This window comes from Chryseobacterium sp. KACC 21268 (assembly GCA_028736075.1).
Classification (GTDB): Bacteria; Bacteroidota; Bacteroidia; order Flavobacteriales; family Weeksellaceae; genus Epilithonimonas.
In genome coordinates, this window is the sequence record CP117875.1 from 754,739 (window position 1) to 780,735 (window position 25,997).

General features: G+C 38.3%; 21 protein-coding genes. 12 read left to right on the top strand and 9 right to left on the bottom strand.

The window, feature by feature from the left end:
- Positions 1-148 precede the first annotated feature (148 nt).
- Complete coding sequence (locus PQ459_03610; GenBank protein ID WDF47580.1) at positions 149-2,347, top strand: glutamine synthetase III; 2,199 nt, start codon at positions 149-151, stop codon at positions 2,345-2,347.
- Positions 2,348-2,569: 222 nt separating this feature from the next.
- Positions 2,570-3,226 carry an NlpC/P60 family protein gene (locus tag PQ459_03615; GenBank protein WDF47581.1) on the top strand — a complete coding sequence of 219 codons (657 nt, stop codon included), beginning with the start codon at positions 2,570-2,572 and terminating at the stop codon, positions 3,224-3,226.
- A 337-nt stretch (positions 3,227-3,563) separates the two neighbouring features.
- Here the strand turns inward: PQ459_03615 and PQ459_03620 are convergent, their stop codons facing one another.
- Positions 3,564-4,580, bottom strand: a complete 1,017-nt coding sequence (locus PQ459_03620) for a phosphotransferase (protein ID WDF47582.1) — start codon at positions 4,578-4,580, stop codon at positions 3,564-3,566.
- Positions 4,581-4,637: 57 nt separating this feature from the next.
- On the opposite strand from PQ459_03620, the gene xrtF reads away from it, so the two are divergent.
- Together xrtF and PQ459_03630 are read left to right on the top strand one after the other, a co-directional pair.
- The gene (xrtF, locus tag PQ459_03625; protein ID WDF47583.1) at positions 4,638-5,189 is read left to right on the top strand and encodes an exosortase family protein XrtF; all 552 of its coding nucleotides are present in this window, start codon (positions 4,638-4,640) and stop codon (positions 5,187-5,189) included.
- A 335-nt stretch (positions 5,190-5,524) separates the two neighbouring features.
- Positions 5,525-5,998 (top strand): exosortase F system-associated protein, encoded by a 474-nt coding sequence (locus PQ459_03630; protein ID WDF47584.1) that lies wholly within the window; start codon positions 5,525-5,527, stop codon positions 5,996-5,998.
- On the opposite strand, the gene PQ459_03635 is transcribed toward PQ459_03630, so the two are convergent.
- From PQ459_03635 to PQ459_03670, 8 genes are all read right to left on the bottom strand, one after another.
- Complete coding sequence (locus tag PQ459_03635; GenBank protein WDF47585.1) at positions 5,995-6,993, bottom strand: cation diffusion facilitator family transporter; 999 nt, start codon at positions 6,991-6,993, stop codon at positions 5,995-5,997. The genes PQ459_03630 and PQ459_03635 overlap by 4 nt on opposite strands.
- A 52-nt stretch (positions 6,994-7,045) precedes the next feature.
- Positions 7,046-8,035: an aspartate-semialdehyde dehydrogenase gene (locus tag PQ459_03640; GenBank protein ID WDF47586.1), complete on the bottom strand. Its 990-nt coding sequence runs from the start codon at positions 8,033-8,035 to the stop codon at positions 7,046-7,048.
- Between the two features lie 33 nt (positions 8,036-8,068).
- On the bottom strand, positions 8,069-8,497 hold the full coding sequence (locus PQ459_03645) for a hypothetical protein (GenBank protein ID WDF47587.1): 429 nt from the start codon (positions 8,495-8,497) through the stop codon (positions 8,069-8,071).
- A gap of 81 nt (positions 8,498-8,578) precedes the next feature.
- Positions 8,579-11,884 (bottom strand): cell envelope biogenesis protein OmpA, encoded by a 3,306-nt coding sequence (locus PQ459_03650; GenBank protein ID WDF47588.1) that lies wholly within the window; start codon positions 11,882-11,884, stop codon positions 8,579-8,581.
- Positions 11,885-11,944: 60 nt separating this feature from the next.
- The gene (gene nadC, locus PQ459_03655) at positions 11,945-12,808 is read right to left on the bottom strand and encodes a carboxylating nicotinate-nucleotide diphosphorylase (protein WDF47589.1); all 864 of its coding nucleotides are present in this window, start codon (positions 12,806-12,808) and stop codon (positions 11,945-11,947) included.
- The gene (locus PQ459_03660; protein ID WDF47590.1) at positions 12,805-13,983 is read right to left on the bottom strand and encodes a PDDEXK nuclease domain-containing protein; all 1,179 of its coding nucleotides are present in this window, start codon (positions 13,981-13,983) and stop codon (positions 12,805-12,807) included. Before PQ459_03660 ends, nadC begins: the two co-directional genes overlap by 4 nt.
- Before the next feature lie 7 nt (positions 13,984-13,990).
- A complete protein-coding gene (gene nadB, locus PQ459_03665) occupies positions 13,991-15,586 on the bottom strand; it encodes an L-aspartate oxidase (protein WDF47591.1) in 1,596 nt (531 codons plus the stop codon).
- A gap of 52 nt (positions 15,587-15,638) precedes the next feature.
- Positions 15,639-16,265, bottom strand: a complete 627-nt coding sequence (locus tag PQ459_03670) for an NAD(P)H-dependent oxidoreductase (protein WDF47592.1) — start codon at positions 16,263-16,265, stop codon at positions 15,639-15,641.
- A 334-nt stretch (positions 16,266-16,599) separates the two neighbouring features.
- On the opposite strand from PQ459_03670, the gene mraZ reads away from it, so the two are divergent.
- The 8 genes from mraZ to PQ459_03710 all read left to right on the top strand — a co-directional run bounded on the left by mraZ (position 16,600) and on the right by PQ459_03710 (position 25,915).
- A complete protein-coding gene (mraZ, locus tag PQ459_03675; protein WDF47593.1) occupies positions 16,600-17,070 on the top strand; it encodes a division/cell wall cluster transcriptional repressor MraZ in 471 nt (156 codons plus the stop codon).
- Positions 17,071-17,134: 64 nt separating this feature from the next.
- Positions 17,135-18,028, top strand: coding sequence for a 16S rRNA (cytosine(1402)-N(4))-methyltransferase RsmH (rsmH, locus tag PQ459_03680; protein ID WDF47594.1), 894 nt, complete (start codon positions 17,135-17,137; stop codon positions 18,026-18,028).
- A 76-nt stretch (positions 18,029-18,104) separates the two neighbouring features.
- On the top strand, positions 18,105-18,467 hold the full coding sequence (locus tag PQ459_03685) for an FtsL-like putative cell division protein (protein ID WDF47595.1): 363 nt from the start codon (positions 18,105-18,107) through the stop codon (positions 18,465-18,467).
- Positions 18,451-20,445: a penicillin-binding transpeptidase domain-containing protein gene (locus tag PQ459_03690; protein ID WDF47596.1), complete on the top strand. Its 1,995-nt coding sequence runs from the start codon at positions 18,451-18,453 to the stop codon at positions 20,443-20,445. The genes PQ459_03685 and PQ459_03690 overlap by 17 nt, the downstream gene beginning before the upstream one ends.
- A 40-nt stretch (positions 20,446-20,485) precedes the next feature.
- Positions 20,486-21,946 carry a UDP-N-acetylmuramoyl-L-alanyl-D-glutamate--2,6-diaminopimelate ligase gene (locus PQ459_03695; protein WDF47597.1) on the top strand — a complete coding sequence of 487 codons (1,461 nt, stop codon included), beginning with the start codon at positions 20,486-20,488 and terminating at the stop codon, positions 21,944-21,946.
- A 6-nt stretch (positions 21,947-21,952) separates the two neighbouring features.
- Positions 21,953-23,194, top strand: a complete 1,242-nt coding sequence (gene mraY / locus PQ459_03700) for a phospho-N-acetylmuramoyl-pentapeptide-transferase (protein WDF47598.1) — start codon at positions 21,953-21,955, stop codon at positions 23,192-23,194.
- Positions 23,195-23,320: 126 nt separating this feature from the next.
- On the top strand, positions 23,321-24,670 hold the full coding sequence (gene murD, locus PQ459_03705) for a UDP-N-acetylmuramoyl-L-alanine--D-glutamate ligase (GenBank protein WDF47599.1): 1,350 nt from the start codon (positions 23,321-23,323) through the stop codon (positions 24,668-24,670).
- 12 nt (positions 24,671-24,682) lie between these two features.
- On the top strand, positions 24,683-25,915 hold the full coding sequence (locus PQ459_03710; GenBank protein ID WDF47600.1) for an FtsW/RodA/SpoVE family cell cycle protein: 1,233 nt from the start codon (positions 24,683-24,685) through the stop codon (positions 25,913-25,915).
- The last annotated feature ends 82 nt before the right edge of the window (positions 25,916-25,997 follow it).

A 25,997-nucleotide genomic window follows, 5' to 3' on the forward strand; every position in this document is an offset into this window, starting at 1 on the left:
TATTTTTAACTCAATGAGTGTTAATTTAGAAGGGGTGGATTGTGATTTAAAATTTAAATCAAATAAAAACAGCTGTAATTTTTAAGGGGTATTTTATTTTGAATTTATATTTTTTGTAAATTTGCCACGTTTAAAACAACAAAATTTTATGTCAACATTAAGATTTAAAGCCTTAGCCGAGCTTCCTTTCAGAAATTACAGAAGAGATAATTTCGTAGAAGTTCCTGCAAAACTATCCGAATTGTTTTGTCAAAACGTATTCTCTGAAGAAACAATGAGAGAATATCTTACAAAAGATGCTTTCCAACTGCTAATGGAAGCGTCTAAAAAAGGAACAAAAATCCAAAGACACATCGCTGATCAGGTAGCTGTTGCTATGAAAGATTGGGCGTTATCAAAAGGTGTAACACACTACACGCACTGGTTTCAGCCTTTGACAGGAGCCACTGCAGAGAAACACGATTCTTTCTTCACACCAATTGAAGGTGGTAGAGCGATCGAGAGATTCAGTGGTGGAATGTTGATCCAGCAGGAGCCAGATGCTTCTTCTTTCCCGAATGGAGGCATCAGAAATACTTTTGAAGCGAGAGGTTATACCGCTTGGGACCCAACTTCGCCAGCTTTCATTATGGGAACTACACTTTGTATTCCTTCTATCTTTATTTCTTACACTGGTGAAACTTTAGATTATAAAGCACCTTTATTAAGAGCGTTGAATGCTGTTGATGAAGCAGCAACAGATGTTTGTAAAGCTTATTTTGATAAAAATGTGACCAAAGTTTCTCCAACACTTGGTTGGGAGCAGGAATATTTCTTGGTCGATACAGCTTTGTTCCAGTCACGTCCGGATCTGGTTTTGACAGGAAAAACTTTGCTTGGACATTCTCCTGCAAAAGGGCAGCAATTAGATGACCATTATTTTGGTTCGATTCCTACGAGAGTTCTTAATTTTATGAAAGAACTTGAAATCGAATGTATGAAGTTGGGAATTCCCGTAACTACAAGACACAATGAGGTAGCTCCAAACCAATTCGAGTTGGCACCGATGTTTGAAGAAGCGAACGTTGCAGTTGACCACAATTCATTATTAATGGATATTATGGCAAGAATTGCTCACAAGCACCACTTCCATATTTTATTTCACGAAAAACCATTTGCCGGAGTCAACGGAAGTGGAAAACATAACAACTGGTCTTTGGCAACAGATACAGGTGAAAACCTATTAAGTCCAGGAAAAAATCCAAAGAAAAATCTTCAGTTCCTTACTTTCTTTGTGAACACTTTGAAAGCTGTTCACGATTATGCTGATTTGTTGAGAGCATCTATCGCATCTGCAAGCAATGATCACAGATTGGGAGCTAATGAGGCGCCACCAGCAATTATCTCTGCTTTCATCGGAAGTCAGTTATTCAGAGTTCTTGAGGAATTGGAAAAAGTAACGGACGGAAAATTATCTCCAGAAGAAAAAACAGAATTAAAACTGAATGTTGTTGGTAAAATCCCTGAGATCCTTTTGGATAATACCGACAGAAACAGAACGTCTCCTTTTGCCTTCACAGGAAACAAATTCGAGATCAGAGCGGTAGGCTCATCTGCAAACTGTGCGGAAGTAATGACTGTAATGAACGTGATCGCTGCAAAACAATTGAGAACTTTCAAAACTGAAGTGGATGCTTTGATCGAGACTGGTCTTAAGAAAGATGAGGCGATTTTCAATATCCTTAGAGAATACATCAAGCAATCCAAGAGCATTATGTTCGAAGGTGATGGTTATTCTGACGACTGGGCACAAGAAGCTAAGAAAAGAGGCTTGAACAATCTTAAAACAACGCCTGAAGCTTTGAAGCAGGAGATGGAGAAAAAATTCGTTGATCTTTATGAAGAATTAGGAATCTATTCTCACAGAGAGTTCGAAGCTAGAAACGAGATCAAATTGGAGAAATATTCTACTGTGATCGATATCGAAGCTAGAGTTTTGGCAGACATCGCAAGAAACCACATCATTCCAGCAGCCCTTAACTATCAAAATAGATTGATCGAGAACGTTAAAGGATTGAAAGAGATCTTCAGCGAGAAAGAATTCAAAACTTTAGCAAAAGAGCAATTGAGTTTGATCTCTGATATTTCTGGCAATGTTTCTCAAATCAAACTTGGTGTTGATTCATTACTTTCAGCAAAAGAAAAAGCTAAAAACACTGCAGGAGGTCAGGAGCAAGCCGAAGAATATTGCAACGTTGTGAAGCCTCTTTTCGACAACATCAGAGACGCTTCTGACGCGTTGGAAATGATGGTGGATGATGAACTTTGGCCAATGACCAAGTATAGAGAATTGTTATTTACGAGATAGACAAACTCGAAAACGTTAAAGTATCTTAACTAAAAATAAAAGCGCAAAGTCTAAATAAAGGCTTTGCGCTTTGTTTTTCTTTAACATTCTGCGTAAGACTGTTAAAATATGTTAAACCGACGGTTGCCCAGTTTGAATTGGGAGACCCTTCCGATGGTAATGGCTAAATTTGCTATGCAATCACAAAAAACCATTACAAGTTTAACAAATAATTAAATATATATGAAGAAAAGAGTTCTAGTTTATTTCTTATTTGTAGCCACATTCTTTTCACTGCAATCTTGCGTTTCCAACTATGTGGTTTCTAATACACAAACATACAAAAGCGATGCCAAGTTTGCATCCGTAAATGTTAAAGCAGTTACTAATAATTCTAACAACAACAAAGGTCAACAAGTCTTAGCAGCAATCGCTAATACGAACGACGTGATCAAAAGATCGGCCATTGAAAATGCCATCAGACACAGCAACACCATCGATAACATCTTATCCGAAGCTGAAAGTTACCTAGGAACTCCTTACAGATACGGAGGGACTTCCAGAAGCGGAATAGATTGTTCAGCATTCGTGTTGTCCGTATTTGGAGCAGCAGCTGGCATGGATCTTCCGAGAGTTGCAGCAGACCAGTCACAAGAAGGCGATTCTGTAGACAGAAGCGAATTACAAAAAGGAGATTTGGTATTCTTCTCACATGGAAGAAGAATCTCACACGTTGGGATCGTAGAAGAGGTTACGGCAGACGGACAGATCAAATTCATCCACGCAGCAACATCAAAAGGCGTGATGGTTTCATCATTGGATGACAACTATTGGGGACCAAAATTCAGATTCGCTAAGCGAGTTGTAAGAGAAGACAGATTAAGTGTATTAAATAATTAGAGAGACTGAAAATATTCAGAAAAAACCTCAGAATCCATTTCTGAGGTTTTTTATTTTATAAACTTAAAAAGAATTGTAAAACTCTCAAATGCTTAAACACTCCAACTCATTATTTTAGGAGCTATTTCCCGCTTTCCGCTATTACTCCTCGCGCCATCGCTTTTCCCAACGCCTGCTGTGGGGTAACCGCTGCAATCGGGGCTAGGGATTTCAACTTCAATTAAAATAAGTAAATTAATTCTCCTTTTGTCATTCCTTCGAACTAAAAAAAATCTATCAATGAACTTGTTTACATCAATGAAATTAAAAAAAAAGAATTTTATGATCATACAGCATTTTAATCAATGATCAAATCCTCGATTTTGGATTGTACTTCTGGACTTTTCAATCTCAGAATTAGAAAGTACAACTCCGGGAAGTTTTGGGAAATCTGATTCCAGGTTTGATTCAGCTCAGAAATATTCTCAATACCCTGGAAAAGACTGGCCAAAAAGTGCGATTTTCTCTGGATCAAGCCACGGAATCCATAAGCACCCAAAACCTGCAGAAAACGCATCATCTTCATCCAATTGAAAGATTCCTTCAAAGCTCCTCTGTCAGCCTCATTTTCCCAGAATGCTAAATAATAATCCAGCATTTCTTCCTTAAAATCAGTTGGGAAATTTGCTTTCGCTTGATAAAGAAAGGAGATCACATCGTAACCAGCCGGTCCTTCCATCGCAGACTGATAATCAATGAAGAAAACCTCATCATTCTCATTCACCAAAATATTCCTGGATTGGAAATCACGGATCATCAAAACCTTGGGCTCCAACTTCTGAATGATTTCAGATATTTTCCTGAATTCTTTCAACAGCGTCGATTTATGATATTCGATTTCCAGAACATCGATCAAGAAATTCTTAAAATAATAAAGATCGTGTGTAATTGGCAGGTCATCATAACTTTCATATTCAAAGCTATTGCGGAAATCTACCTTTCCCAATGTCTTGCTTTGCAATTCAAAAAGCGCTTTCAAACTTTTCTGTACCAGATCTTTTACACGTCCGGATAAACCTTCTTGTGCAATCACTTCTGACAATGTTTGATTCCCTAGGAATTCCTGAACGTACAAGTTTCTTTCTTCATTAATCAACAAAACCTTTGGTGTATTGAGATTCAATACATCAAACAAATTTGAAAAGTAGAAAAAAGCTTCATTCTCAAGAGCGTTTTCATTGTATGTGACCACGTACTTTTTCTCTTCGAAAGAAGCGATGTGATTGATTCTGGATGATCCACTTTGCGGAAGAGTGGTAAAAGAATCAGTTTTGTGTCCTAAAAAATCCTCGAAAAAATCCTGATGTTCCTGCATATGACAAAGTTAATTAATAATAGAATTTGAAAGATGAAAAATTGTAATTTTGCATCGATGAAAGATTTTTTACCGGTTCTAAAGATTTTATTACGATTCGTAATAATATATATTGTTTTCGTGTTGCTGTATCAGTTTTACCTCAACAGTTATGAAAACGATGTGGTTGATCCATTTACAAGATGGGTTGGTGTACAAGTGGCTTCTCTACAGGATATGTTAGGATATCCGACTGTTCTGGTTGACCATCTGAAGCTTCATAGTATCCTTTTCCAAACAAATGGGAAATTCACAACAAGGATGGTAGAAGGTTGCAATGTGATATCCGTGGCGATTCTTTTCTCCTCATTCATTTTTGCTTTTTATAAAGGTGCCAAAACCTTTTTGTTTGTTCTTGGAGGACTAGTTATTCTTCACATTCTCAACGTTTCCAGAATCGCATTGCTGAATATTATCTACCTCAAATATCCCAAGTACGAGAAAGTTGGTCACGATTATATTTTTCCTGCAATCATCTACGGTGGTGTGATTATTCTCTGGCTCGTTTGGATTCAATTTTTTGCACTTAAAAAAAGAAAAGTTGAGTCAACCGCAGCTGAATCAAAATAAAAAATACCAATAAAAATTACAAAAGACGAAATAGCGATTATTTCGTCTTTTGTTTTAATTAACAAAAATTATTTTTTTTTAAGAGAAAATAAACTTTAGTATTTCTTTTATTTTGTAATTTTGCCACCTAACACACACATAGACAAATGAAAAATAAATTTATTTCCACCTCATGGACTTTCTATGTCCAATTTTTGAATCATTCCGAATCCAGAATTCCAAGATTTATTTTATAAAAAATTTACGCTTTTAAGAAATTGTTCTTTTTGTTTTATTCAGCTGATACAGTTAGAATAATACGAATTGATTTTTAGTAATTATTAAATTTTTGTAAAATGGTTATTTTCAAATCAACTTGGAATGTCTCAGTGCTTCACAATGCGCTTAGATATTTTTGGATTTTTACAGGCGTTCTGGGATTAATTGGTATCCGGGTATTAGAAGATGGTATTTTTTATGACCCATTTCTTGCGTTCTTCAGATCTGCAGACCAAAATGCTGTTATGCCAGATTTTCATTGGGGGAAATTAATCATCTCTTATCTTTTCAGATTTGTGCTGACAACTTTATTCTCCGTTTTAATCATCCATTTTTTATTTTTAAAAAAAGAATGGACAAAGCAAGCTCTAATACTGATAACTTTAATCTTTGTGATCGTGTTCCCGATCTACCTTTTGTGCATCTACGATAAGTTTCAGTTCGGCTATCTGTTTTCATTTTATATCAGACGCTTTGTCATTCAGCCATTGACCCTGCTACTGATTGTTCCTATCTTTTATTACAGGAAAAAGATTACAGAGCTTAATTAATTTTCAACTGTGTGTTTATCCGGCTGAGAAATATTTTCGCCGTTCCATTCTATTTTTTTTACAAATCTGTGTTGTCTTACAGGGCAATTTTCGATTTGACAGATTGCACAGGAAAGTGGTTTACAGTCGTCCATATGGAAATTGAATTCTACAGTTCTATCTGTATTTTCAGCAATTTCCTTGATCATAGTTTCCATCTCGTTGTGCGCTGTCCTCAATTCAAAATACCAGGGCAACGTGATATGTGCATCGATGTGAAGTCGGCTGCCAAATTGCTGGATCTTCATGTTATGAACATCGATCCATTCCGGTTTCCGGTTTTCATTTAGGAACTCAGCCAATCTGCCCAGCATAGCAGGATCTGCCTCGTCCATTATTCCACTTAACGATTGCCTGATAATCTTATAACCGATTGTAATAATGTAGATTCCTAAGCCTAAAGCCACAACAGAATCTATCCAGATCAACTTTGTAAAATATACCAAAACCAAACTGGCAACAACGCCTAATGTAGAAAAAGTGTCAGATTGAAGGTGTTTGCCGGAAGATATTAAGACAATAGAATTTTCCGCTATTCCTTTGCGTATAGAGATATAGCCTAAGACATAATTGGCAACAGCAGTTGCTGCAATAATCCAAATTCCCCAATCGAGTTTGTTGAGCACTTTATCAGACAGCAAACTATTTGTACCTTCATAGATGATCATTAATCCAGCAATGCTAATTAAAGAACCCTCTATGGCTGAGGTCACGAATTCAACTTTTCCATGACCATACGGGTGATTTTCATCCCGCGGTTTCCCGCCAAGGTACAAGGCATAAAGTCCCATAAATGCACTGATGACATTCACAATACTTTCCATTGCATCAGAGAAAACAGAATCGGAGTTCGTCAGTTTCCACGCAATAATTTTACCGATAAAAAGGATAATTCCAACCGCTGCGATCCACTTCTGAAATGCGATACTGGAATTTTGTTCTTTGCTGTTTTCCATTGCTAAAAAAAGAATCTTCGAGGTTTTCGAAGATTCTTTGATTTTTGTTAGTTTAAACTAAGTTGTTTGCTACCAGATATTCTGCGATCTGAACTGCATTTGTAGCAGCGCCTTTTCGGAGATTGTCTGCCACAATCCAGAGGTTGAGGGTTTTCGGCTGGGAGAGATCTCGGCGGATTCTTCCTACAAAAACATCATCTTTTCCTTCGGAATATAAAGGCATCGGGTAGTGGTTGTTTTTCACATCGTCCTGGAGTGTAACGCCCGGTGTTTCAGAAAGTATTTTTCTGACTTCATCAAGATCAAATTCATTTTCGAATTCGATGTTTACGCTTTCGGAGTGTCCACCTTGTACGGGAACTCTTACGGCTGTTGCTGTCAAATTGAAAGTATCGTCGCCCAAAATTTTCTTAGGCTCCTTCATCAATTTAATCTCTTCTTTCGTGTAATCGTCATCAGAAAAAACATCACAATGAGGCAAAGCATTTTTGAAGATCTGATAAGGATACACTTTCTCAGGACTTTCGCCTTTAATCTCAGAATTTAATTGATCTACGGCAGCTTTTCCTGTTCCTGTAACGGATTGATAAGTGGAAACTACAACTCTTTTGATATCATATTTAATATTCAAAGGGTGAAGCACCATTACCAATTGGATTGTAGAACAATTTGGATTGGCGATGATCTTGTCTTCCTTAGTCAAGACGTTCGCGTTGATTTCCGGAACTACCAATTTCTTGGTGGGATCCATTCTCCAAGCTGAAGAATTATCAATCACAACTGTTCCCACTTCCGCAAACTTAGGAGCAAATTCCAATGAAGTATCACCACCAGCAGAAAAGATGGCGATCTCGGGTTTGACTGCAATAGCGTCGTCCATGCTAACGATAGTGAATTCCTTGTCCTTGAACTTGACTTTGTTACCAACAGATCTCTCTGATGCTACAGGAATTAATTCGGTGATAGGAAGATTTCTCTCTTCCAAAACTCTCAGCATAACTTGTCCAACCATTCCGGTTGCGCCTACTACAGCTACTTTCATTGTTTTAAATTAATTAAAATTGTTAATAATATTTTATCCGAATACTCTTGCCCAAGGGAAAGCGAACACGAAAAGTGCGATGGCCACAAATCCTAAAGACATCAGTCTAATGGTTAATTTGTCGGCTGTTTTTAATTTTTTGTTGATGATGGTCATCAGTACTGCTGCGATCAACATAGAAAAAGGGTGTTCTACATACGTGAATCTCAGGTCAGCGTTTTTCATCACGGCGCCCATGTCCAAACCTTTTGTAATGTTGGTGATCAGCATAATGATACCGAGCAAAAACTGAACGTGAAAGAAGATCATTGTAAACAATGTCACTTTGCGTAAAGCTTTTGAAATATTGCCGCTGTAACCAAACATTGTCACGAGCAGAAGAATTAAAAATGCAGCTACCAAAGCAAGTTCCAGATAAGCGAAACCTTTGTGAGCGTGCAAAAGAATGTTGTAAACTTCCATATTCAGATTTTTGATTGACAAAGATAAAAAAATCCCGACAGATAGCCGGGATTTTGTGGTTTTTAATATGATCTAAAAAACTTAGAAAGAATATTTAAATCCTAACATCATGTTCCAAGTAGTAAATGTAGAACTAGCTGGTCTGTAAGGTTTCTTAAGAAGTTCATTATTATCACGTAACATTGTGAAGTTTGGATCAGGAGATGCGGCTGTTCCAGATTTTGCCAGTACAGCTGCTCCGTAAGAACTAACCATATTGTCCTGAATTCCCCAATCAGAATTAATCAAGTTACCAATGTTGATGATATCTAAAGTAATCTGAACTTTATCTCCTTTTGTAGCCATATTGTTGAATAATGTTTGGCTTAGACGAACGTCAACTCTGTTTGTCCAAGGTAGTAAGAATCCATTTCTTGGAAGAATCTGACCTCTGTATTTTTCAAGACCATTATCTGCAATGAACTGGTCAAAAGCTTGTTGCTGTTGAGCAGCAGTGTATTGAACTTGTCCACTTGCTACGATGTCAACAAATTTTACACCTTGTGCTACAGTTGGGATGTACATCAAGTCATTTGCAATACCATCACCATTCACGTCATTGGAATAGTAATAAGAGAATCTACCTTGGCTAGAGCCAGAATAGTAAATACCAATTGTTGTATTCTTGATATTATAAGAAATATTTGCAACCACTCTGTGCGGAAGTGCATAGTTGGATAATTGAAGTATCTCTTCATTCGGAGAATCAATAGTTGGCGAACCTCCCCAAGCTGATGATGCACTAGATCCAGCATTTGCTGATACTTCTTTCGCTTGTGAATAAGTATAGAAAACAGATCCAGAAAGACCATTCCAAGGAGCGATGTTGAATCCACCAGTTGCTGAGAATGAGTATCCTTTTTTATCTGTGTTTGTCAATACATAAGCATTGTTTGCACCAAGGGCTGGGTTGTACTGATATGAAGCTGCATCTGGATAATAAGCTCTGTCTGCATAAGTCATTCTCTGCGTAGAAGCTTTTCTGTTAGCTCCAAACTGGAAGATAGAGTTAACATCTCTTGTATAAAGGAAATCTGAGATGAATGTCACCTTTGAATTTGGAATTTTGTAATCAATACCTAAGCTTGATCTCCATACAGAAGGCATTTTAAAATTCTGATCAACCAAAGAGAAAGAAGAAGGCGCACCTCCAGCTGGCGAAGAGATGAATGGTGTTACCTGAGCTCCGTTATTAGCAGTGTAATAGATAGGATTGTTTACGTAGTGGTAAGGGTCTGTTTGAAAACGAATCTGACCAATCCATGGCGCTGCTGCTGCGTAACCATTTGGTTCGATTGTGTTTTGCAGTACACCGGCACCTGTTGGCATATTGGTCAACCATACAAAAGGAACACGTCCTGTGAAAATACCACTTCCTCCACGGATGATCAAACTTCTGTCTCCTGCAACGTCATAGTTGAATCCAACTCTAGGAGATAACATTACTTTTGAGTTTGGCCATTCTCCAGAAGAATAATTCTTAGGATTTCCTTTAGCATCTAATAATGTAAGTGCGTCGATAGATGGATTTGGCGTCAAATCATTAAGGTACAATGGCAACTCTGCTCTCAAACCTACGGTGAAGTTGAATTTCTCGCTCACATTAAATTTATCTTGAACATATGCTGAAGCTAGTCCAAAATTAACTCTAGCATAAGTTTCTTGTCCTGCGTAAGGATATGTTAAACCGTACATAATTGGAGCAACCTCGTTAGGCGTTCCTGTTAATAAGAAATCTTCAACAGATTTGTATCTGTAATATCCAGTTCCCATACGAGTGTATGAGTTTCCGAATTTCTGAATTTCAAAAGCAGCTCCACCAGTAATTGTGTGTTTTCCTGCTGTGTAAGTAAGGTTGTTGGTAAATGAGTAGTTGTTGTTGATTACATCATTTTTATAAGAGAACAACTCAGTTCCAAAACTCATATAGTTCCCTCCGGTTGTAGAACCATCCCAAATATCAACAAATGGGAATAATGTTTCTGAAGGAGTAGATCTTGTATCCTGAATTTGAGAGTAAGTGAATAAGAATTTATTCGAAAGTTTGCTACTGAAAGTTGAGTTTAACTCGGCAGTGATAGACTGTACGATATTTTCAAATCCATAGTTACCATTCTCAAACGTCATAGAGTTCGCAGATACACGGTTGAAAGCAGATCTTGGCTGTGGACCAGAATTTCCGTTTGCAATTTGCATAGAATTCGCTTTCATATAGTTGTAGCGAACAGCAAATTTGTGTTTATCACTGATGTTCCAGTCGATTCTTGCTAGGATTTTATCACCTTTTTGTTCTGCTTCGTCAGCATACCCCTGATATCTTCCTGGGTCATATCCCCAAACATTAATCAAGTGATTTCTCACAGCAATTAGATCAGATTCTTTAACTCTTGTAATATTATTTGCAGCATCGGCAACACCGTTCTGAGATGCTTTCCAAAGGTTAGCACCAGAAGCATTTGCACCAGTTGCAATCTCTCTTTCTGCACTTAAGAAGAAGAATAATTTATTTTTGATAATTGGTCCACCTACTGTAAGACCATTGGTCATTTTCACACCAGAAACTTGCTCTAATCTATCCCCATTGATTTTCCAACCTGTCAATTCCTTACCAGTGTAATAACCGTAAAGTGAACCATGGAATTTGTTGGTACCAGATTTTGTTACCGCATTGATACCTGCTCCTGTAAAACCAGACTGCGTAATATCAAAAGGTGCAATGTTCACAGAGATCTCTTGGATCGCATCCAAAGAAATTGGTTGCACAGCTCCACCTCCAGGAATAGGGTTTGAACTCAAACCAAATCCATTGTTGAAGTTGGCACCATCAATCTGCAAGTTGTTGTATCTCGCATCTCTACCAGCAAATGAGTTACCATTTGCCTGAGGTGTAAGTCTTGTAAATTCTGTGATGCTTCGAGATGTTTGCGGTAATTCCTGGATTTGTTTTTGTCCAACGTTGGTACCTGCACCACTCTTGTTGGTGTTGGTTTTTGCAGTTCCAGTAATGATCACTTCTCCGATGTCAGTTGTTTTAACGCCATCTTTTGCATTAGCATTCAAAACAAAAGGTTGACCTAATTCTAGGTAAACATCGTCGTAGATCATTGGTTTCTCGGAACCTTTCGTGATCTCAATTGTATAAGGACCACCAACACGCATGTTCGAAATCGTAAAACTTCCTGAAGAATTAACTGTTCCTGTGTAAACAGTTCCTGTAGGCACGTGGGTTGCTTTTACTGTTCCGCCGGATGCATTTGCAAATACACCTTGTACACTACTGGTAGTAACCTGTGCAGAAGCAGTGAAAAAACCGGCAAGTAAAATTGCAACGATTAGAGTCTTTTTCATTTCTTTAAGATTTATGCCGCAAAAGTCTTAAAAAAATCAATAGGTTCTGTTAATATAGTGTTAAATTTTTAATGCCTTGAGACTCAGGTCGATATTGCTCGAAGAATGAGTTAAAGCACCCGCTGAGATAAAATCTACCCCAGTTTTCGCCACCGAATTTAACACATCACGTGTAATTCCCCCCGAAGCTTCGGTTTCTGTTTTTCCATTAACGATTTTAACGGCTTCAGCCATCATTTCGACTGGCATATTGTCAAACATTATCCTGTCAGCGCCGGATTTTACAGCTTCTTTTACTTCTATTAGATTTCTGGTTTCGACTTCAATTTTAAGTTTCAGCTTGTTTTTTTTGACATAATCTTTCGCCATTTTAACAGCGTTGGTGATGCTTCCGTTATAATCGACGTGATTGTCTTTTAGCATTATCATATCATAAAGTCCATATCTATGATTGGTTCCACCACCGATGACGACGGCCCATTTTTCGCAGACCCGGAAATTCGGTGTCGTTTTTCTGGTATCGAGAAGTTTTGTTTTGGTTCCTATTAATCGGGAATCCCAATCGTGCGTCATTGTTGCGATTCCACTCATTCTTTGCATACAATTCAGAACCAATCTTTCTGTTGATAGAATTGACCTTGCCTTTCCAGTTACGATGAAAGCGATATCACCTTTTTTCGCAGATTCTCCATCTTTGATGAAAACCTCAACTTTCAAATTCTTATCAAAGTTTTTAAAAATAATTTCCGCCAATTCCACTCCAGCCAGAATGCAATTTTCTTTGACTATAAGTTGCGCTTTCTGCTCCAAATCTTTCGGAATGGTGGAAAGTGTAGAGTGGTCGCCGTTTTGGATGTCTTCTTCCAGAGCGGTTCTGATGAATTCCTTTAAAACTTTATCGCTGGCGTATGCTGGTCTTTTCATTTTGTGTTGATGTTTTTATTAAGTTCATTTTCAATTTCTTCGATGCTTGGCAGGGAAGATTTAAAGTTATCTGGTAAGATTTTTCTTAATTCATAGGAAGAGATTCCCAAAGGTTTGTGCAAATCGGTCAAAGAATATTCTGCAATGATGTCGTCTTTCGTTTTACAAATAATCAGTCCGACCGTTGCATTATCATTTTCGTCACGCAATTGCTTATCGACAGACGTCACATAAAAATTGAGTTTTCCTGCGTGCTCCGGCTCGAACTCTCCAGATTTTAGTTCAATGACAACGTATCTTTTTAGTTTAATATGATAGAAAAGTAAATCTAAGAAAAAACTTTGATTCCCAACTTTCATTTCTACTTGCTTCCCAACAAATGCAAATCCATTGCCCAATTCAATTAAGAATTTCTGGATATTATCAATCAAAGCATTTTCCAATTCCCGCTCTTTGAAGTTTTCACTTATATTAAGGAAATCGAAAATATAAGGGTCTTTCAAAGTTTGCTTTACGAGTTCGCTATCGTAGTCGGGAAGGGTTTTAGAAAAATTGGTAATCGCTTTTCCTTGAGATTGGTAGAGGTTTCCCGAAATCATATTCAACAGAACCGCTCTGCTCCAACCGTTTTCTATGGTTTTATTAATGTAAAATAAAGCTTCAGTTACGTTTTTACATTTCGTAAAAATCTCAACGTGATGCCTCCACGGAATTAAAAAAAGTTTTTGAATGGATTCTCCACCAAGTTGGTGGAGATTTGAAGTTTTCTCGAATTTTCCAGCGACTTGGTGGAGAATTGCGCTTTCACTGTTTTCATTGAATTCGCCAACAACTTGTTGACTTTTTTCTTCCTCTGTAAATATTCCACCAACTTGGTGGAGATTTATAACTTCTTGATTATAAAAAGTATAAAATATTTCAAAGTACCTTAAATTGGATGAGGAAAAACCTTTAATCTCAGGAAATTCATTTCTCAAATCATTACTCAATTGCTTGAAAAATCCCGAACCATAAGTATTCTCAAAACTCCTTTCCGAGATTTCCTTTCCCAAATCCCAATACATCTCTATCAAAGCAGAATTTACCTGAATGGCCGCTTTGATTTGACTTTGCTGGATTTTCTGTTTCAAGTCTGAAATCCAACGGAAGTATTGTTCATTGTTTTCCTTAAGCATATTTCAATTACTCATTAATCAAAAGCGGTTTCGTAGCCAAATCCTTATTGTAAAAAGCACCTTTATTCTCTTTCATTTCTAGTGATTGCTTGATAATCAAATAAGAAATATTCACCAGATTCCTCAATTCTGAAAGTTGTGGCGAAAGGATGGAATAATTATAAAGTTCCGTCACCGCTTCGTAGATTTCGCGCTGTTTTTTCTTGGCCAATTCCAATCTCGCATTGCTTCTCACAATCGCAACCAAATCGCTCATCATTTCCTGAAGTTGTTTTCTAAGGTAGGTCACGAGAACCATTTCGTCCATCATTTTCATTCCTTCTTCATTCCATTCCGGAACAGCTTTCAGGTCATCGAAGTTGAAATCATTTTCTTTCAAAAGTTCCACAGTTTTCATCGCCGCGTTGTGGCCAAAAACCAAACCTTCTAATAAAGAATTCGAAGCCAAACGATTGGCGCCGTGAAGCCCAGAATTGGTACATTCTCCAACGGCAAAAAGATTTTTGATGGATGATTGTCCGTTTTTATCCGTATCAATTCCGCCCATTAAGTAATGACAAGCCGGAACCACTGGAATCAGCTCTTTCATTGGGTCGATGCCTTCATCCATACATTTTTTGTAAATATTAGGGAAATGATGGATGAATTTTTCCTTGTCCATTTCTCGGCAATCCAGACCAACGTAATCGTCTCCGCTGATTTTCAGTTCATTGTCAATGCCTCTTGCAACGATGTCACGGGAAGCCAATTCCTCTCGTTCATCATACTTTTGCATAAAAGGTTTTCCGGATTTTGTTCTCAATTTTGCGCCATCGCCACGAACGGCTTCAGAAATCAAAAACAACATTCCGTCACGTTTGGAGTACATCGCCGTTGGATGAAACTGATAATACTGCATATTCGAAACTTTGCCGTGCGCTCTGTGAACAAAGGCAATTCCGTCTCCGGTTGCGATGATTGGATTGGTCGTATTCTTATAAACGTGACCTGCGCCTCCGGTTGCTACCAAAGTGATTTTCGCAGTGATTTTTTTGATTTTCTTATTTTTCTCATCAAGGACGTAAGCGCCGTAACAATCGAGGTTTTCCTTTTCGAACTTTTTATTTGGAACGTGGTGTTGCGTAATCAAATCGATGACGTAATGATGCGCCAACATTTCGATATTCGGAGAATTGTTGACAGTTTCCAAAAGTGCTCTTTCAATTTCAAAGCCTGTGATGTCTTTGTGATGCACGATTCTGTTTTCCGTGTGTCCGCCTTCTCGTCCAAGTGAATATTGACCTTTTTCTTGGTCAAATTTCGCTCCCCATTCCACAATTTCATTGAATCTGAGTGGCGCTTCTTCCACTACCATTCTCACGATTTCCGGGTCGTTGATGTAATCGCCGGCTCGCAACGTGTCGTCTATATGTTTTTGAAAATTATCTTTGGAAAAATCTGTGACAACGGCCAATCCGCCTTGCGCATATTTTGTATTGCTCTCATCCTCATTGCCTTTTGTCACGATGATGATTTTGGTGTCTGGCAATTGTTCGGAGATTTTGATGGCGTAAGAAAGGCCTGAGATTCCGGAACCGATTACGAGAACGTCTGTTTTTATCATAAATAATAATTACTGCCCTCAAAAATATCTGAGGAAATTCAAAGGAATAAAGTTATAAGAATTTGATGAACTTATCCGCAGGTTTTCTTACTTTTTTGAAGTTTTGGAAATTATCATCCTCAGCTCTGTAACCTAAAGTCAGAACTACCGCGATTTTCTCACTTTCTTTATCGATTTTCAAAACGTCTTCCAAAATGTCTTGTCTGAAACCTTCCATCGGGCAACTGTCGATATTTTCCTGTGCCGAAGCCATTATCAAAGAACCAAGAACTATGTAACTCTGTTTCTCTGACCAACTTTCCATTTCCTGCGAAGTTTGATTTTCCAATTGGGAATTGATATTATTCCTAAAAGCCACCAATTGTTCCAAAGTCACGCCTCGTTCATTAATAATATGACTAAAATAATTATCAACATATTCCTTATTGATATTGGTCTTTGAAACCAAAGCAATCAAATGAGAGCAAGTCGAAATCTGCGATGGATTGTAAAATGCCGGAATCAATTTCTGAATCGTCTCATCATTCTCCACCACCAAAAGATGATAGGGTTGAAGTCCTTGTGAGCTGACTGACAATCTTCCAGCTTCCAAAATATTGTTCAGTTTTTCGGAGGAAATCTTTTTTCCGTTAAATCTTTTTACGGAATATCGCCAGTTAAGCGCTTCTAAATAATTCATATGAAGAAACTTATTGATTTTTAAAGGTCAGATGCAATCGCTTTTTTATCCATCGGTATTTTCATTTTTGAAGTACGGCGATTTCATATAACAAATATATGGATTTGATTTTGGGTTTAGAATGATTTTAAATAATGGACAATTTTAAACCGATTTTTTTAAACCACTCAAAGAAAAGCCTTTATGATAAAGGATTTCTCAATATTTCTTTTTAATCGATTTTAAATCAAATCATTAGCCAAGAATGCCCTGAAACCAAAAAGTTATAAACATTAAGTACAATTGTGGGCAAAAGTGGTAAAATGTGGTAGAAATTTATATAAATTTGCTCCAAATGAAAAACTTCATTGGAACATACGAGTGCAAAATAGATGACAAAGGGCGCATCAAACTGCCTGCTTCGCTTACGAAGCAGATGGAACACTTTGCAGATGAGCCATTTATCGTCAAGCGTTCGGTGTTTCAAAAATGTCTGGAAGTTTACCCGATGGAACCTTGGGACAGATTGATGGTAAAGATAAATGCACTCAATCGGTTCGTCAAGAAAAATGCGGATTTCATCAGAATGTTTACCGCCGGTGTGAAAACCGTGGAAATGGACAACGTCGGTCGTCTGCAAATCAGCAAAGATTTGACGCAGTTTGCCAACCTCAACAAGGAAATCGTCATCACAAGTGCTGGCGAACTCTTCGAGATTTGGGACAAAGAATCTTACGAACAGGTCATCGCAGTAAGTGAAATTGATTTCGCAAACCTCGCAGAAGACGTAATGGGAAACCTTGATTCGGGAGAGACAGCAGACTAAAAGACAAGAGACTAAGAGAGTCAAAATATCATTTATCACTCATCATTTATCAATTATAAAAAATATGTATCATAATCCAGTCTTGCTGAAACAAAGTGTAGATGGTCTGGTAACCAATCCGGACGGCATCTACGTGGACTGCACTTTCGGTGGTGGCGGACATTCCCGTGAGATTCTCAGCCGACTTTCGGACAAAGGGAAATTGTACGCTTTCGACCAGGATTTGGATGCTTTGAAGAATACGATTGACGACCCGAGATTCACTTTGATTAATCAGAATTTCAGGTTTTTGGAGAATTCGTTGTTGGCTTATGGCGTGACTGGCGTTGATGGGATTTTGGCGGATTTGGGTGTTTCCTCCCATCAGTTTGATGAGGCAGAACGTGGATTTTCTATCAGAAGCAACGCGCCTCTCGATATGAGAATGAATGTGATGCAAGGACTTGATGCAAAGAAAATCATCAATGAATATGAAGAGGAAGATTTGGCTAATGTATTATATAATTATGGAGAATTAAGAGAATCCAGAAAGTTGGCCAGAGAAATCGTTCATCACAGAAAGGCAAAAAAAATCAACACAACGGATGAATTGAAATCACTTTTCAGTTACATCCCAGCTTTCAAACAAAATAAATTTTTCGCTCAGATTTTTCAGGCAATCAGAATTGAGGTCAATCAGGAATTGGAAGTGTTGAAGGAATTATTAGTTCAGTCTTACAAAGTTTTGAAGCCGGAAGGCCGATTGGTAATGATTTCTTACCATTCTTTGGAAGACAGATTAGTAAAACGTTTCCTGAAAAACGGGATGTTCGAAGGTGAACCGGCAAGAGATATTTATGGGAATTACAAGAAAACTTTTGAATTGTTAAAGACAAAAGCAATCATCCCAGACGATAAAGAAATAGAAGAAAACTCACGCGCACGAAGCGCAAAAATGAGAATAGGAACGAAATTATAGTTGATGGTTTTTAGTTGATAGTTGTTGGAGAAATTCTAAATCTATCGACTGTCAACCGACAACAAACAACCAAAAAATGGCAAAATTAACTCAAAACAAACAGAAGAGACTCACTTTTATGGACATCATAAAAGGGAATTTCCTTAACCGTGATGAGGTAAAAGCGCATTACAAATATTTCCTGTTCATTTTCGGATTGCTGATGGTGATGATTTACAGCAATCATTTGGTCAACACGAAAATTGAGCACGTCAACAAACTAAAAGAAGAAACAGAAGAATACAAGTCGCGAAATGCCTACGCACAAAGCCGACTGATAAAAATTAGAATGGAATCGGAGCTGGGAAAAGAAATGGTTCAGGATTCACTGGTGAGTTTGGACAGTCATCCAACCAAATTATTGATAAAACTAGACAGCACAAATGATAAATCAGAATAACGATTACGAAAAGAAACGGTCCAATGCACTCAAGTGGGGCTACCTTTTTGTTTTAGGGGCCTTCGTTTTGTTTGTGATTTTTCTAGGGAGAATTTTGGTTCTTCAGAATACCAATGTGCAAGAGTTTGAAGATAATTACATCAGCAAAAACTACCGCGAAGCCACTTTAAAAGCGGCGCGTGGAAATCTCTACGCATCAGACGGTTCCATCTTGGCAACGACGGTAATGCGTTACGATGTTTATCTCGATTTCAAATCGATGAGAGATACAATTTATTCCAATAATATTGTAGCATTGACGGATTCTCTCAGCAAAATGTTCGACAAGCCGAGAAGTTATTTCAGAGCAAAATTGGATGCTCAGAACAAAAAGAACAACCAATATTATCTCTTGGCAAAAGGCCTTGACTTCGACGAATATGATAGAATCAGAAACTTTCCGATTTTCATCAAAGGAAAAAATAAGGGCGGTTTCATTATTCAAAGAAACTTCCGAAGAGAGTTGGCAACTTCGCAGATTGGCGCTGGAACGATTGGAATGGACAATGGCGAATCAAAGTCTGGTCTCGAAGGTGCATTCAGCAAATTCTTGACTGGGATTGATGGAACCCGTTTGGAGCAAAGAATCAACTCATCTCAATGGAAGCCAATCGATTACTGGAAAGTTCAAGAGCCTGTTGATGGTCAGGATGTTTACACGACTTTGGATTTGAGGATTCAGGATATTGCGCATTCGGCTTTGGAAAATCAACTGGTGAAATTCGATGCAGACCACGGTTGTGTGGTGGTGATGGAAGTGGAGACCGGGAAAATCCGAGCGATGGTCAACCTTAGAAGAACCGAACCAGGAATCTATGTTGATGCTTACAACTATGCAGTGAAAGACGCTCAGGAACCAGGTTCTACCTTCAAAACTGTCTCACTTTTGGCGGCGATGGACGATGGTTTCATAGATGAAAATACGAAAGTCAACATTGGAAACGGCATTTGGACCTACGCGGGTCAAAGAATTACAGATGGTCACGGCGGTGGAACTTATGATGTGAGTGATGTTTTGGCGAAATCCAGCAACGTTGGCGCAGCGAAAATCATTACGCAACATTATGGTGACAAACCAGAAGTTTTTCTGAACCATCTGAAACGCTGGAAAATGTTCGATAAAATGCAAATCGAATTGCCAGGAATTGCAAAACCATCCATCCAAACGCCTCAAAGCAAAAGATGGAACAAAGCAACTTTGGCTTCATTAGGATATGGTTATTCATCGAGCTTTCCGCTGTTGCAATTGGTGACATTTTACAATGGTGTTGCGAACAAAGGCAAAATGGTAAAACCGCTTTTCATTGATAAAATAATGAAAGACGGAAACGTTTTGTACAATTCCAAGCCAGAAGTAATGGTGAAAAGAATGGCTTCGGAAAAAGCAATCACGATGATGACCAATGCTTTGACAAAAGCAGTTGAGAAGGGAACAGCAAGAAGTATTTATACACCCAATCTGAAAATCGCAGGAAAAACAGGAACCGCAAGATTCGAATATTGGAAACCTGGGCCGATGAAATATCAAGCATCATTCGCTGGTTTTTATCCTTCGGACAATCCGAAATATACTTGTATTGTGGTTGTAAATCAACCAGATACATCAAAAGGTTTTTATGGAGGTTCGGTTTCAGCGCCGGTTTTTAAAGAGATTGCAGGAAAGACTTTCCTTAAGACACCTTTGAATGTTGAAAAAGAAATGTTGGTAGAACATAAAGTGAACCTCAATAAAATGGTGGAACCAAATGTAAAACTGAATGTCAGAAAAGACTCAATGCCAAATGTTGTGGGGCTGATTGGAAAAAATGTGATTCCACAATTGGAAAATATGGGTTACAGAGTTGACTATAAAGGTGTCGGAAAAATTAAAGGACAGTTTCCGGCAGAAGGTGCTCACATTGGGAAAAACCAAAAAATATATCTGGAACTTCAGAATTAAAATAGGCTAAAAGCAATTTGCCAGAAGCCAAAAGCAGACTATGAATTTAGAAAAATTATTACAAAGAATCCAGGTTTTGGAAACAATCGGAACTCTCGAAAGAGAAGTTTCTGAATTGGTTTTCGACAGCAGAAAAGTTGTTGAAGAGTCTTTGTATGTAGCGTTGAAAGGAACAGTTTCCGATGGACATTCTTACATCAATTCTAGCATCGAAAAAGGTGCGAAAGTGATTGTGTGTGAAGAATTGCCTTCAGAAATTAATGATAATATTACTTACATTAAAGTTGAGGATTCTTCAAAAGCATTAGGACATTTGGCATCTAACTTTTACGGAAATCCTTCCGAGAAATTAAAATTAATCGGTGTTACCGGAACCAACGGAAAAACGACCGTGACAACTTTGTTGTTTGATATTTTCAAAACATTGGGTTATCAATCCGCTTTGATTTCCACTGTTGAATACAGAATCGGAGACGAAATTATCCCTTCAACTCACACAACGCCGGATGTCATCAGATTAAATCAAATGTTGGCGAAAGCTGTTGAAATCGGTTGTGAATATGCTTTTATGGAAGTCAGTTCTCACGGGATTTCTCAAAACAGAACCGAAGGATTACACTTCAAAGTGGCTGGTTTTACGAATATTACGCACGACCATTTGGATTATCACAAGACTTTCCAAAATTACATCTACGCAAAGAAAAGATTCTTTGACGAGTTAGAAGATTCTGCGGTTGCCATCACCAATGCTGATGATAAAAACGGTTCGGTAATGCTTCAAAATACAAAAGCGAAAAAGAAAACCTTCGCTTTGAAAACAATGGCAGATTTCCACGGAAAAGTTCTGGAGGTGGACTTCAACGGAATGTTGCTGAACTTTAACAACAAAGAATTCTGGACAACATTGACCGGGAAATTCAACGCTTCAAATCTACTTTTAGCTTACGGAATTGCTTTGGAATTAGGAATGAATGAAGATGAGGTTTTGCAGGCGATTTCTGTACTTCAACGCGTGAATGGCCGTTTCGAAACAATAAAATCAAATGGCGGAATTTTCTTCGTTGTTGATTATTCTCACACGCCGGATGCATTGGAAAATGTGTTGGACAGCATCAATGAAATCAGGACCAAAAACGAAAGATTGATTTGTGTTTTCGGTTGTGGAGGCGACAGAGACAAAACCAAACGTCCGGAAATGGGTGACATTGCGACCAAGAAATCGACGTTGGCAATCATCACGTCGGATAATCCGAGAACGGAAGACCCGGCGCAAATCATCAAAGAAATCGAAGCTGGAATCCAACCTCAGAATTTCAGCAAATACACTTCGATTCCAGATAGAAGAGAAGCAATTAAAATGGCCATCAAATTTGCTGAGCCAAAAGATATCGTCGTAGTTGCGGGAAAAGGCCACGAGACCTATCAGGAAATCAACGGCGTGAAACATCATTTTGATGACAAAGAGACGATTAGAGAACTATTACAATTAATGGGAAAATAAGAGAATATGCTGTATTATTTGTACGAATATTTAACCGCTCACGGAATACACGTTCCCGGGATGAACTTGTTCAAGTACATTTCGTTCCGCGCGGCGATGGCAGTTTTGTTTTCGCTGATTATTGCGATGGCCTACGGGAAAAAGATTATCAATTACCTCAGAAAAAAACAAATGGGAGAATTGGTGAGAGACCTTGGTCTGGAAGGACAAAAGCAGAAAGAAGGAACGCCGACAATGGGCGGTTTGATTATCATTTTGGCGACCATCATCCCCGTTTTGCTATTCACGAGAATCACCAATATCTACATTGTTCTTCTAATCATTTCGGTGCTTTGGATGGGCGCGATTGGTTTTCTTGATGATTATCTTAAGAAAGTTAAAAAAAATAAAGACGGATTAAGTGGAAAATTCAAGGTAATTGGGCAGGTTGGTTTAGGCTTAATTGTCGGAGTTACAATGTATTTCCACCCCGATATCGAGGTTAAGAGAAAGTACGCAGACTCGACTGTCGTGAACAGAAATAATGTGGAACAGAACTTTATGGAAGACGAGAAAATTCCGGTTTCTACAGTACCTTTCACAAAAAACAACGAGTTTGACTACAGCGGGATTTTGTTTTGGATGGATGATGCTGAGGCGCACGAATGGGCGTGGATTGTTTTCATCCCGATTGTGATTTTCATTGTAACGGCAGTTTCAAACGGAGCCAATATCACCGACGGAATCGATGGTTTGGCCGCTGGAACCAGCGTTGTGATTTTGCTCACGTTGGCATTTTTCGCCTATGTTTCTGGAAACATCATCTTCGCGGATTATCTGAATATAATGTTCCTGCCACATATGGGAGAGACAACGATTTTTGCCCTCGCTCTGGTGGGAGCTGTGATTGGATTTTTCTGGTACAACACTTATCCCGCGCAGGTTTTTATGGGCGATACAGGAAGTTTGATGTTGGGCGGGGTGATTGCAGTTTTGGCAATTATTTTAAGAAAGGAATTGTTGATTCCAGTTTTGTGCGGAGTTTTTCTGATAGAACTTTTATCCGTCATCTTACAGGTTTGGGTCTTCAAATACAGAAAGAGAAAATACGGGCTGGAATATGCCCAGAACAATAGATTATTCAAAATGTCACCGCTTCATCACCATTATCAGAAAGAAGGTTTCCACGAAAGCAAAATCGTAAACCGAATGGTAATCTTGGGTGTAATGCTTGCGATTATTTGCTTAATCACTTTAAAAACCAGATAAGGAATTGTAAAATGTAAAAAGTATAATGTACCACGTATTTTTTACAGATTTATTAGAATTAATAACCAAATGATGTACATCTTAAAAGTCATTTTACTTTGTACATAATACATTTTACAGAATAATATGAGAGTAGTAATACTTGGTGGCGGAGAAAGCGGTGTTGGCGCAGCATATTTGGCGAAGGCTAAAGGCTTTGACGTGTTCCTTTCGGATATGGGAATGATTCGTGAGAACTATAAAAAAGAGCTTGACGAACTGGGCGTTGATTATGAGGACGGAAAACATTCTGAAGAGAAAATCTTGAATGCCGACTGGATTATCAAAAGCCCCGGAATTCCGAAAAAAGCCGAGATGATTTTGAAGATTCAGGAAAAAGGAATCAGATTGTCTTCTGAGATTGAATTTGCTTCTGAGTTTACAGATGCGAAAATCATCGCCATCACTGGAAGCAATGGGAAAACCACTACGACTTCTTTGATTTACTATATCTTGAAGGAAGACGGTTTCAATGTTGGTTTGGGTGGAAACATCGGAAAGAGCTTTGCCAAACAAGTTGCTGAGGAGAATTTCGATTACTATGTTTTGGAAGTGAGTAGTTTTCAATTGGATGATATTCAAAACTTTAGACCATATATTTCTCTTTTGTTGAATTTGTCTAAGGACCATCTGGACCAGTACAATTACAATTACGAAGAATATGCTTTGGCTAAATTCAGAATTGCTGAAAATCAGGAAGCTAACAATTTTTTCATCTACAATAAAGATGACGAAATGAGCAAATCGCTTCTAGGAAAATTAGATTTAAAAGTGACCAAAGTGCCATTCTCATTGAACGAAAGATTAGAAAAAGGCGCATTTTCCATCGATGAAAACTTCGTGGTGAATGTCAACGATGGCTTCACAATGAACATCGACGAATTGTCACTCTTAGGAAAACATAATGTTGCCAACAGCCTGGCGGCAAGTATCGCTGGTAAATTATTGGAAATCAGCAATCAAAGTATTAGAAATTCATTAATGACTTTCCAGGCGGTTGAACACAGATTGGAACCCGTTTCCGAAATCAACGGCGTGAAATTCATCAATGACAGTAAGGCAACCAACGTGAACGCAACATATTTCGCTTTGGAAAGTATGAAACAACCAGTTGTTTGGATTGTCGGCGGAAAAGACAAAGGGAACGACTATACAGAAATTGAAGACTTAGTTAAAAGAAAAGTAAAGGCAATTGTCTGCTTAGGAATTGATAATCAGAAAATTATTGATTTTTTCAAAGGCAAGAAAACGCAGATTTATGACACTTCCAGTATGCAACAAGCAGTAGAGGTTTCCAAATCGGTGGCAGAAAAAGGAGACATTGTTTTGTTGTCGCCTTGTTGCGCAAGTTTTGATTTGTTCAATGGTTATGAAGACCGAGGCAATCAATTCAAAAATGAAGTATTAAAAAGCGAAAAACCAATGGCTATCAGCTAATTGTAAAATAAAATGGAACAAACGACAGACAACAAATTCGAGCTGCTGAAAGGCGACAAGGTCCTTTGGTCGGTGATCATTTTGATCTCCCTGCTTTCGGTATTTCCGGTTTATTCCGCAAGTTCGAATCTGGAATATATTGTCAACAACGGGACTACAACTGGTCACGTGATCAAGCATATTATTTTCGTTTTGATCGGTTTGGGAATTATGCGTTTCGTAGGAACGGTGAAGTATGAGCACATCGGAAAACTCAGTTCTATTCTCCTTTTGGTAACGATTGGACTGTTGCTGATCACGATGTTCACAGGACAAAAGATCGAAGGTGCAAGTGCATCACGTTGGCTCAAGATTCCTGGAACACCTATTTCATTTCAGCCATCGTCATTCGCATATTTGATGTTGATGATCTATCTCTGCAGATATTTGACCAAGAAGATCAAGAGAGAGAGATTACCGATTGAGAACATATTCTATATTTTCGGACCAATATTGATTGTGTTCGGATTGGTTGCAAAAGACAACGGTTCCACAGCTTTGATGATTCTGATGGTTTCCATCGCCATCTTGATTGTTGGACAATTGGCTTGGCAATATGTTGCAGGATTTATCTCGTTGTCCGTGGTGTTTGTGGTGATGTTTCTACTGGTCGCACTCAATACGAATATGATTGGTGGAAACCGTGTCCATACGTGGATGAGCCGTATCGAAACCTTTACCAGTTCCAAGAAAAATGCGGACGTTGAGGACGAAAGTATCAAGGCGAAAAACTATCAGGTGATGCAAGCCAAAGCAGCGATTGTTCACGGTGGCTTCAACGGAATCGGACCTGGAAAAAGTGCTTTGAAACAGACGTTGCCACAATCGGTTTCGGATTTTATTTTCGCAATCATTGTGGAAGAATACGGCTGGATTGGCGCTTTTGTTTTGATAAGCCTTTATATGATAATGATAATCCGAATCGTAATGATTGCCAGTAAGATGCCCGCGTTCTTCGGCTCGTTGCTCGTGTTGGCGATTGGATTAATGATTTTCATCCAGCTCACTGTGAATATTGCGGTGGCCGTGAATCTAATTCCGGTGACTGGTCAGCCTTTACCGCTGATAAGTTATGGAGGAACATCGATGTTGGTGACCTACATTCAGCTGGGAATTATTCTTAATGTAAGTTCCAGAATCCAGGTTTATGACGAAGAAGGATTAGGCAAAAGACAAAGTTTGGAAGAAATAAATGACATAGCTTAAAGCTGGAAGCTTGAAGTCCGAAGATGGAAGCCAATTGAGTTCCATAGGAACGAAAGATTTATAAGCGTTGGAATTTATTCCA